This is a genomic window from Actinocrinis sp., from assembly GCF_035650855.1.
In the GTDB taxonomy this organism is placed as follows: Bacteria; Actinomycetota; Actinomycetes; order Streptomycetales; family Catenulisporaceae; genus Actinocrinis.
The window spans coordinates 1-8,574 of record NZ_DASRGV010000177.1; the positions used below are offsets into that span (position 1 = coordinate 1).

Sequence of the window (8,574 nt, forward strand, 5' to 3'; positions counted from 1 at the left end):
GTCGTAGGGCAGCGGCGCCGGGTTCAGGACGAAGGGTGTGAACCGGTCGGCCTGCGGTGCGGTGGGCGTATAGGTCACGATCACCGAGTTGGTGCGCGTGTCGATGACACACATTCCGTCGGCGCGGCCGTGGCCGGTGACGTCGTTGATGGCGATGCTCGCCCCGACCGCCGAGATCCACGAGCGGATCTTGAAGTAGGCCGGGTTCACCGGGCGGATGTTGTTCATATGCTGGTTGGCGTAGCCGGGCGGCAGCGCGATGGGTAGCTCCTGGAGCTTGTACTGAGCAGCGGTCTGGGCGGCGCCGGACACCGCGACCGCGCTGCTCGCGCCGACGTACAGCGACGTACCGACGACGATGGCCAGCGCTCCTGGCGACAGCCGGCGGAGACGCTCACTGAGCCTCACTGCGATCTCCTCTCGAAACTGCGGTCATGAGACGGGGGCGTCTCGGGATTGGTGCGGAAGGGCGGCGCGGACCTGGTCGGCACGCTCAGCCGACGCCGGTAACCGAGGCCGCGTCCTGCGGTCGTTCGGCGCTGTCGAAGTCGGCGGCGAAGGCCGAGGCCGGCGCGACCGGCGTGGCCAGCTCCGGGTGCGCGGACAGCGCCGGTGCGACGTGGCTCCAGTCGCGGTTGCTTGCGAACAGCACGTCGCGCAGGGCGGAGTTGCCGCGCCGCAAGGCGTCGCGGTACTCCCCCAGCACGAACGCCGCGCCGTCGCGGGCGTAGGTCAGCAGCGGGAAGTCGCAGTTCTCCCTGTATGCCGGGTCGCCGTGGCGGCGGTACCACAGGACGTGGCGGGCGCCGGGCAGCAGCGTGAAGGTCGCGGTGGCGGTCTTGCGCGGGTCGCCGAAACCCATGTAGCGCGGCAGGAAGTCGACCCCGCGGAACCGGGTGAAGATGCGCTCGGCGGCCTCGGCGTACGTGATCTCGCCGGCGATCGCGGCGTCCAGGTCGGCCCGGTTGGCCCCCACCACGCCCAGGACGCCAGGCAGATGGCTGGCGAGCACGCCGATGCGGCTGGGCTCGGTGGTCTTCTCCAGATAGGAGAGGTCCTTCGTCTTCTGGTAGCGCATCCACAGCGCGAGCGGGCCGAAGGTGCCCAGCAGGCTGCCCATCACCCAGTTGCGGTTCCACGCGTTCCAGGTCTCGTAGCTCACGAAGGAGTCGAAGGACCCTGACACGATCTTGTCGTAGTGGTCGAACCCGCGGTTGACCACGTCCTCGATGTGCTGGAACCGCTCGACCTCGTAGTCGTCGTCCTCGACCGCCTTCAGCAGCGCCTCGGCGATCATGTCGACCGCGACGATGAGCACTGACATGCCGCTGGAGTACAGCGGGTCGATGAACGCGCCCGCGTGCGGAAGCTGGATCAGCCGCGGCGCGACGAAGTGCGGCGAGGAGTACTGGATGCGTCCGGACCTGATCCACGGCCGTGCGGCGTTCGCCTCGGCGAAGTGCCGCGCCATCGTCGGATAGGCGGAGACAACCTTGCGGAACTCCTCCTCCGGCGTGCCCTGCGGGTCGGGGTGCTTGCGCCGGTCGAGCATGAGGCCGACGCTGGTCAGCGGGTTGGTCGCGTCGCGGTGGTTGCTGAACGGGATGACCCACATCCAGCCGCCGTCGAAGATGTGGTGCATGGTCGACTGGCCCAGCGGGGAGATCAGCCGGCGCCGGGCGCCGGAGTCCAGCAGCAGGTCGGTGCTTCGCACGCCCGTCATGTGGGTGTAGATGGCGCGGGTGTCGGTGCGGAAGCGCGGGACCTCGTCGCGCATGCCGAGCTGATCGGAGACCATCGAGCGCATGCCGGAGGCGTCGATCAGCAGCTTGGCCTGGTAGATCTCGCCGGAGTCCGCACGCAGCTCGACCTCGTCGTCGCCGAACTTGATGTCGCTGATGCGGGTCTGCGAGTGGAACGTCGCGCCGTACTTGACCGAGAGCGCCGCGAGATAGGCGTCGGTGTCCTGGCGGAAGAGATGCGAGTCCGGGCCCACCGGTGGCGCCAGCGTCCCGAACTGGTTGATCTCCTCCGGACGATTCTCCTCGCCTTCGCGGTGGTACATGAAGCCGAACGAGCGTTTCACGCCGCAGTTGCTGCTGACGTGGTTGCGCACCTTGTGGAAGGTGCCGATCCACCCGATCTCCGGGACGCCGTACTTGTCGGCGACGATGCGCAGGCGCAGGCCCGTCTCCGGGATCAACGACTCACCGATGGTGAACCTCGGATGGCTCGCCCCCTCCAGCAGGAGGACCGAGACCCCCCGTTTGGCGAGGATGCACGCGAGCATCGAGCCGCCGATTCCCGACCCGAGGATTGCCACTTCATATCGGTTGGTGAACATGGTTCCCCATAATCGCGATTGACTGCGGATGAATTCCGGGAGAGCACCTGACACTCGCCATGACCAGCATGGCGCCGAGTTCGAGAGCCGGACTTCTCTTTCATTGCCGCCCTGCCGGAAAGGTCGCGGGCCGGGCGCGTCCCGAAAATGGGCGGCGCGATACCAGGGAAATGCGAGAAGCTCTCGGCTATTTCCCCTTGAATTGCGGCTGACCGCGATTCGGCGCGGTGGTGGGCTCGGCGGTGTCGGCTGCGCCACCGGCCACGGGCCGGCCTGGCGGTCGAACACTCCTGCCAAGGTTAGGGACCGCCGCGGCGTTCGACTTCTTCCAAATTAACCGTGCCACCGCAGCCGCCGAAGGCCGGCCCGCTGCCGGGCAACGTCAAAGTAGCGCGGTCGACTGGCGTCCACGCATCATCGAAACGAATGGCCTGGCCGAATAATTCAGTACTTTACAATCTCATATTTATCCATAAGGCGCGGCGTCGTCGTCGGCAAGCAGAGAGTAGGCGGGGCGAGCGTCGGGTTGCGACGATCCACTCGGATATTTCCGTCTTCGGACGATCCGCCGAGAGGAGAGAGAAATGGCCACTGCTTGGGGAGCGCTCAGACGCCGGATCCTGACCCCCAGCTTCACGGAGGCGCAACTTTCGGTCCGCGGATTCCACGTGAAGGACGCGGCCGCGCGGAACATGCTGGAGACGATCGGCGAGACCTTCCTCACCGGATACTCGTACGCCGCCGAGGCGCGCGAGCCGCTGGAGGCCGAGGAGCGGCTGGAGCAGCTGCCGTGGCAGTTCCGCGGTTTCGCGTACGAGGGCGCCGGCATGGGCTTCGCGGTGCGCGACGGCCTGCCGTTCGGCGGCCGCCATGTCAGCCGGTTCCTGGAAGGCCGCGCCCAGAACCACATCTACATGGTCTACGTCGGGATCGGCTGGGCCATGGCCCGGCTGCCGCGGCTGCGCTGGGCGAAGGCGTCCACCGCGGCGTCGGATCCGCTGCTGCGCTGGCTCGTGCTGGACGGCTACGGCTTCCATCAGGCGTACTTCCGCACCGACCGGTACGTACACCAGCAGTATCAGGAGGCGAACTTCCCATGGCCGGCCGACGATTCAGCCGGGTACGCCCGCCGGGTCATCGACCAGGGTGTCGGGCGGGCGATCTGGTTCGTCGCCGGGGCGGATCCGAACCGGGCCGCCGATCTGATCGACGCGTTCGACGAGAGCCGCCTGCCCGACCTGTATGCCGGCGCGGGCCTGGCGTGCACGTATGCGGGCGCTGCGAACGAGGCTGAGCTTCAGACCTTCCTGACGCGCGCCGGGGCCCACGCGCCGCAGGTGGCGCAGGGCAGCGTGTTCGCCAGCGCCGCCCGGTTCCGCGCCGGGCTGGTAACCGAGCACACCACGCTGGCGGCCGCGCTGGTCACCGGCATCACCCCGCAAGAAGCGTCCGACCTGGCCGACGCGGCGCGCACCGAACCCTTCGCCGCCTCGGCCGCCCCCTCCTACGAACTTTGGCGCCAGCGCATCGTCTCCGGGCTCGCCCAACTGCGGACCGCCCCGTGACCACCACGCTTCCGCAGGTCGCGGCAGGCCGCCGCCGCATGCCCGGGCCGCCGCGCACCGCTACGCTGACCGTACTGAACCGGATGATGCGCAGCCGGCTGGACGTCATGACGTGGGCGGCGGCGCAGTACGGCGACGCGGTCCGGTTGCCGCTCGGTCCCAAGACGCTCTACTTCTTCAACCGCCCCGACCACGCGAAGCACGTCCTGGCCGACAACGCCGAGAACTACACAAAGGGGCTGGGCATGGTCCATGCCCGGCGCGCCCTCGGGGACGGCCTGCTCACCAGCGAGGGAGAGCTCTGGCGTAAGCAGCGCAAGACGATCCAGCCGGTGTTCCAGTCCAAGCGGATCGCCCGTCAGCTCGGCGCGATCAGCGACGAGGCCGAGCGGCTGACCGCCCGGCTGCGGGCCCACGTCGGTTCCGGCGGCGTGGACGTTCGCGAGGAGATGACCGCGTTTACGCTCGGCGTGCTCGGGCGCACCCTGGTGGACGCCGACCTGGGCGCGTTCGAGTCGCTCGGCGAGTCCTTCGAGGCCGTGCAGAACCAGGCCATGTTCGACGCGATCACGCTCGGCAAGGTGCCCCTGTGGCTCCCGCTGCCGCTGCAGACCCGTTTCCGGCGGGCGCGCCGGGATCTGCAGCGCATCGTCGACACGCTGGCCGCAGAGCGGGCCGCCCGGCCGACCGGCGACGACGTCGTGTCCCGGCTGATCGAGTCGGTCCGGCACGAACCCGACCAGCGCACCGGGCGCATCCGAATGCGCGACGAGATGGTGACCCTGCTGCTCGCCGGGCACGAGACCACGGCCAGCACCCTGAGCTGGGCGCTGCACCTGCTCGACGAACACCCGGAGGCCTGGACGCGGCTGCACGAGGAGGCCGTCGAGGTGTTCGGGCGCGGGCCGCTGAGCATCGAGAGCATGCACGGGCTCACCTACACCACGCGGGTCCTCGACGAGACCTTGCGCCTGCACCCGCCGGTCTGGCTGCTGCCGCGCATCGCCCGCGAGAGCGACGAGATCGGCGGGTTCCCGGTCCCGGCCGGCGCCGACGTGCTGCTGTGCCCGTACCTGCTGCATCGGCACCCGGAGTTCTGGGTCGCGCCGGAACGCTTCGATCCGGACCGCTTCGCCCCCGGCGCGGCGGCCGGCCGGAACCGCTACTCGTACATCCCGTTCGGCGCCGGGCCGCGGTTCTGCGTCGGAAACAGCCTCGGCATGATGGAGGCCACCGTCGTGCTCGCCACGATCGCGCGCGACCTGCGGCTCGCCAAGGTGCCCGGATATCGGGTTACCGGCGAGGCGATGATGACGCTGCGGGTGCGCGGCGGCCTGCCGATGACGGTGCGGCCCATGTCCTGACAGGGCGTCAGGAACCCGGTGTCGGCTGGACCGGGAGCCGAACGCAGAACACCGAATCGGCCGGGGCGGATTTCCGCCCCGGCCGATTCGTCGTCTCCGGATGTCGGTGCTATTGGCGCAGCCAGTCGGCCGTGCGCTCACCGATCATGATCGAGGTCAGGTTGGTGTTCGCGCGGACCGTGTTCGGCATGATCGAGGCGTCGCAGACGTAGAGCGACTCCAGGCCGTGCACCGCGCAGCGCTCGTCGACGACGGTCCAGGGGTCCTCCTCGGGGCCCATGCGCACCGTGCCGACCGGGTGATACGCGCTGTCCAGACTGGTCTTGACGTACTGCTGCATCATGTCGTCGTTGTCGATCATCGCCTCGCGCAGGATGACGAAGCCCTGCCCCAGGACGCGGACGCCTGGATGGTTGGCCAGGCGCCAGGCCGTGCGCACGCCCTCCACGAGCAGGCGCAGCTCTCGCCCGTCGTCGCCGAGGAAGTTCAGCTCGATCTGCGGCGGCGCCAGCGGATCCGTAGAGGTCAGGACAAGCGAGCCGCGGGAGCGCGGCCGCTGCGAGACCACCATGACGCCGGCGATCATCGTCGTGCCGGCGAGCATCTGCAGTTCGGGGAAGTGCTCGAGGTCGAAGTGGTTCACCATGTAGAACTGGAGATCGTTGGTCTCGTTCGAGCCGGGCGCGGTGGTGCGCAGGATCTCTTGCAGGAACGGCCCCGACGGGTCGCAGGCGCCGGCCTCGGGCACCAGGAACGCCCCGGTGCGCTGGTGGTCGACCAGGTTCGCGCCCACGCCGGGCAGGTCGGCGCGGCAGTCGATGCCGAGCCGCTTGAGCTGGTCGGCGGGGCCGATGCCGGAGCGCATGAGGATCGTCGGCGAGGCCACGGCGCCGGCCGAGAGGATCACGCGCCGGGCGCTGATCGTCTCCGAGCCGCCATCGGCCGTGCGGACCACCACACCGGTGGCGCGTGATCCCTCGAAGACGACGCGGTCCAGGATCGTGTGCACCCTCAAGTCGAGATTGCTGCGGTAGCGGATGGGGTGCAGGTAGGCCATCGCAGTGGTGACCCGGTCCACGACGTCCCGCCGGTTGGACGGAATCGGCCCGACCCCGGTGGACTCCGGGTGGTTGTGGTCCTTGGCCTCCGGGAAGCCCGCCTCCAAGCAGGACTCGACGAAGGCGAGCTGACCGGGCACCAGCTCCTCCGGACGCCAGCGCCGGATCGGGTACGGGCCGCCCCGACCGTGGTATTCGCCGCCGCCGAAGTCGAGGTCGTCCTCCAGCCGCTGGAAGTAAGGCAGTACCTCCCGCCACGACCAGGACGGGTTCCCGGCCGCCGCCCACTCGTCATAGTCCCCGGGCATGCCCCGCAGCGCGACCGTGGCCCCGACGGCCGAGGACCCGCCGGTCACCCGCCCGCGCGGGTAGCGGATCCGCCGCCCGTCGCGCACGTCGGCCTTGAACTGCCAGTCGTGGTCGTGGAAGGACATCGCATTGCCGGAGCGGATATCCTGCGGCGTCTCCTGCGGGGTGGGGTAGTCGGGGCCGGCTTCCAGGAGGAGCACCCGCCGCTTCGCGTCCTCGCTCAGACGCGCGGCGAGCACGGCGCCGGCCGACCCGGCGCCGACGATGATGTCATCGTATTGAGGCGTCATACAGGATCCTCACTGACCTGGGATGCGGGAAGCACGACGCGGCATCGGCGCACGTCGCTCGGGATACGCGCACTGATGCGCCCCTCGTGTCGAGGGTCGCAAGCGGGGCGCGGCGGGACTACTCCGGCATTGCCCGGAGCGGGCAGGTCGCGCGGGCGTCGTCCGCGCCGCCGCGGACCGGCCGCTGCCGCCGGGCACGGAGAAAGAAGCCTGACACCCGCGCCCGGCGGCACGCTTTTGTCGTCAACGCCGCGAGCTTCGGAGCCGCGGCGCGAAGGAGGCTGCAGCATGGCAGAGAACCAAGCGACGACGGAGCTCGAAGAGGCGCCGGCCGGAGTCAGCGCCATGATTCCCAACACCGCGAGGATCATGGACTACCTCCTCGGAGGGAGCGCCAACTTCGCGTCCGACCGCGCCGTGGGCGACACCGCGTTCGTCAACTGGCCGGGTGAGACCGGCGGGGTCGAGGGAGTGAAGGTCGACCTGCACGCGGCGCGCGACGCTCTGCGGCGCATCGTGCAGTATCTGGCCGGGGAGTGCGGGATTCGCCAGTTCCTCGACCTGGCCAGCGGGCTCCCCACGATGGACAACACCCACCTGGCCGCGCGTTCAGTCGCGCCCGGCTGCCGCGTCGTCTACGTCGACAACAACCCCTCGGTCGCGTCGCACGGGCAGTACCTGCTCGCGTCCGACCCCGACACGGTCTTCCTGCAGGCCGACTTCCGGGATCCGAAGGACATCGTGGCGCGGGCCTCCGAGACGCTCGACTTCACCCAGCCCGTCGGCCTCATCCTGTTCGGCGTGCTGCACTTCGTGGACGACGCCGACGGGCCGCAGCAGCTCCTCGACGACCTGCTCGCGGCCGTGCCCTCCGGCAGCTACCTCGCCCTGTCCCACTTCGCCAAGGACGACGTGGACTCGGCGCTGAACGCGATGCTGACGGAGATGGACAAGCAGACCGGCGACTCGGTGTTCCGCCGGACCCGCTCGGAAGTCGAGCGGTTCTTCGACGGCATGGACGTCGTGCCGCCCGGCGTGGTCGAGACCGAGCTGTGGCGGCCGCAGGTCCAGGGGCCCAAGCCGCTGCCCATGTGGGCCGGGCTGGCCCGCAAGCGGTGAACCGCCCATGTCGACACAGGTGAGGTACGACGACATCGTCGTGGGGGCGGGCAGCGCCGGCGCGGTGCTGGCTGCCCGGCTGAGCGAGGACCCCGCGCGGCGGGTGCTGCTGGTCGAGGCCGGGCCGCACTACCAGGCGGCCGGGAACACACCGGGCGACCTGCTCGACGCCAACAGCATGTCGCTGGTGGACCACAGCTGGGGGTTCACGGCCCGGCTCACCCGCGCCCGCCGGGTCATGTTCCCGCTGGGGAAGGTCACCGGCGGCTCCTCCGCGGTGGGCAACACGGTCGCGATCCGCGGCACGCCGCAGGACTACGACGAGTGGGCGCAGGCCGGCAATCCGCTGTGGTCCTGGGAGCAGGTGCTTCCGCTCTTCCAGGCCATCGAGGACGACCTGGACTTCGGCGACCGCGAGTTCCACGGCCGCGGCGGCCCGGTGCCCATCCGCCGGTGGCGCCCGGAAGAGCTGACCGCGGTGCAGCAGGAGTTCCTCGACGCCTGCCTGGCCGCCGGCCACCCCTG

The 8,574-nt window shown here is 69.8% G+C and carries 6 protein-coding genes and 1 pseudogene; 4 read left to right on the forward strand and 3 right to left on the reverse strand.

What is annotated here, in order from left to right:
* Both VFB40_RS13415 and VFB40_RS13420 read right to left on the reverse strand, forming a co-directional pair.
* Positions 1-408: pseudogene (locus VFB40_RS13415) on the reverse strand (RNA-binding protein); the annotation flags it as partial.
* Positions 409-493: 85 nt separating this feature from the next.
* The gene (locus VFB40_RS13420) at positions 494-2,344 is read right to left on the reverse strand and encodes an NAD(P)/FAD-dependent oxidoreductase (protein WP_324850500.1); all 1,851 of its coding nucleotides are present in this window, start codon (positions 2,342-2,344) and stop codon (positions 494-496) included.
* A 584-nt stretch (positions 2,345-2,928) separates the two neighbouring features.
* Here VFB40_RS13420 and VFB40_RS13425 point away from each other — a divergent pair.
* Both VFB40_RS13425 and VFB40_RS13430 read left to right on the forward strand, forming a co-directional pair.
* Entirely contained in the window at positions 2,929-3,909 is a 981-nt protein-coding gene (locus tag VFB40_RS13425; RefSeq protein ID WP_324850502.1) for a DUF1702 family protein, read from the forward strand.
* 38 nt (positions 3,910-3,947) lie between these two features.
* On the forward strand, positions 3,948-5,273 hold the full coding sequence (locus VFB40_RS13430) for a cytochrome P450 (RefSeq protein WP_349261467.1): 1,326 nt from the start codon (positions 3,948-3,950) through the stop codon (positions 5,271-5,273).
* Between the two features lie 109 nt (positions 5,274-5,382).
* On the opposite strand, the gene VFB40_RS13435 is transcribed toward VFB40_RS13430, so the two are convergent.
* Complete coding sequence (locus VFB40_RS13435) at positions 5,383-6,930, reverse strand: GMC family oxidoreductase (protein ID WP_324850506.1); 1,548 nt, start codon at positions 6,928-6,930, stop codon at positions 5,383-5,385.
* A 288-nt stretch (positions 6,931-7,218) separates the two neighbouring features.
* Here VFB40_RS13435 and VFB40_RS13440 point away from each other — a divergent pair, with 288 nt between their 5' ends.
* On the forward strand, positions 7,219-8,049 hold the full coding sequence (locus VFB40_RS13440; protein WP_324850508.1) for an SAM-dependent methyltransferase: 831 nt from the start codon (positions 7,219-7,221) through the stop codon (positions 8,047-8,049).
* Between the two features lie 7 nt (positions 8,050-8,056).
* On the forward strand, positions 8,057-8,574 hold a 518-nt coding region (locus tag VFB40_RS13445), incomplete at its 3' end, for a GMC family oxidoreductase N-terminal domain-containing protein (RefSeq protein WP_324850510.1).

Coding starts and splice junctions, on each gene's coding strand:
- VFB40_RS13420 (WP_324850500.1), bottom strand. CDS start 2,344: ATGTTCACCAACCGATATGAAGTGGCAATCCTCGGGTCGGGAATCGGC.
- VFB40_RS13425 (WP_324850502.1), top strand. CDS start 2,929: ATGGCCACTGCTTGGGGAGCGCTCAGACGCCGGATCCTGACCCCCAGC.
- VFB40_RS13430 (WP_349261467.1), top strand. CDS start 3,948: ATGCCCGGGCCGCCGCGCACCGCTACGCTGACCGTACTGAACCGGATG.
- VFB40_RS13435 (WP_324850506.1), bottom strand. CDS start 6,930: ATGACGCCTCAATACGATGACATCATCGTCGGCGCCGGGTCGGCCGGC.
- VFB40_RS13440 (WP_324850508.1), top strand. CDS start 7,219: ATGGCAGAGAACCAAGCGACGACGGAGCTCGAAGAGGCGCCGGCCGGA.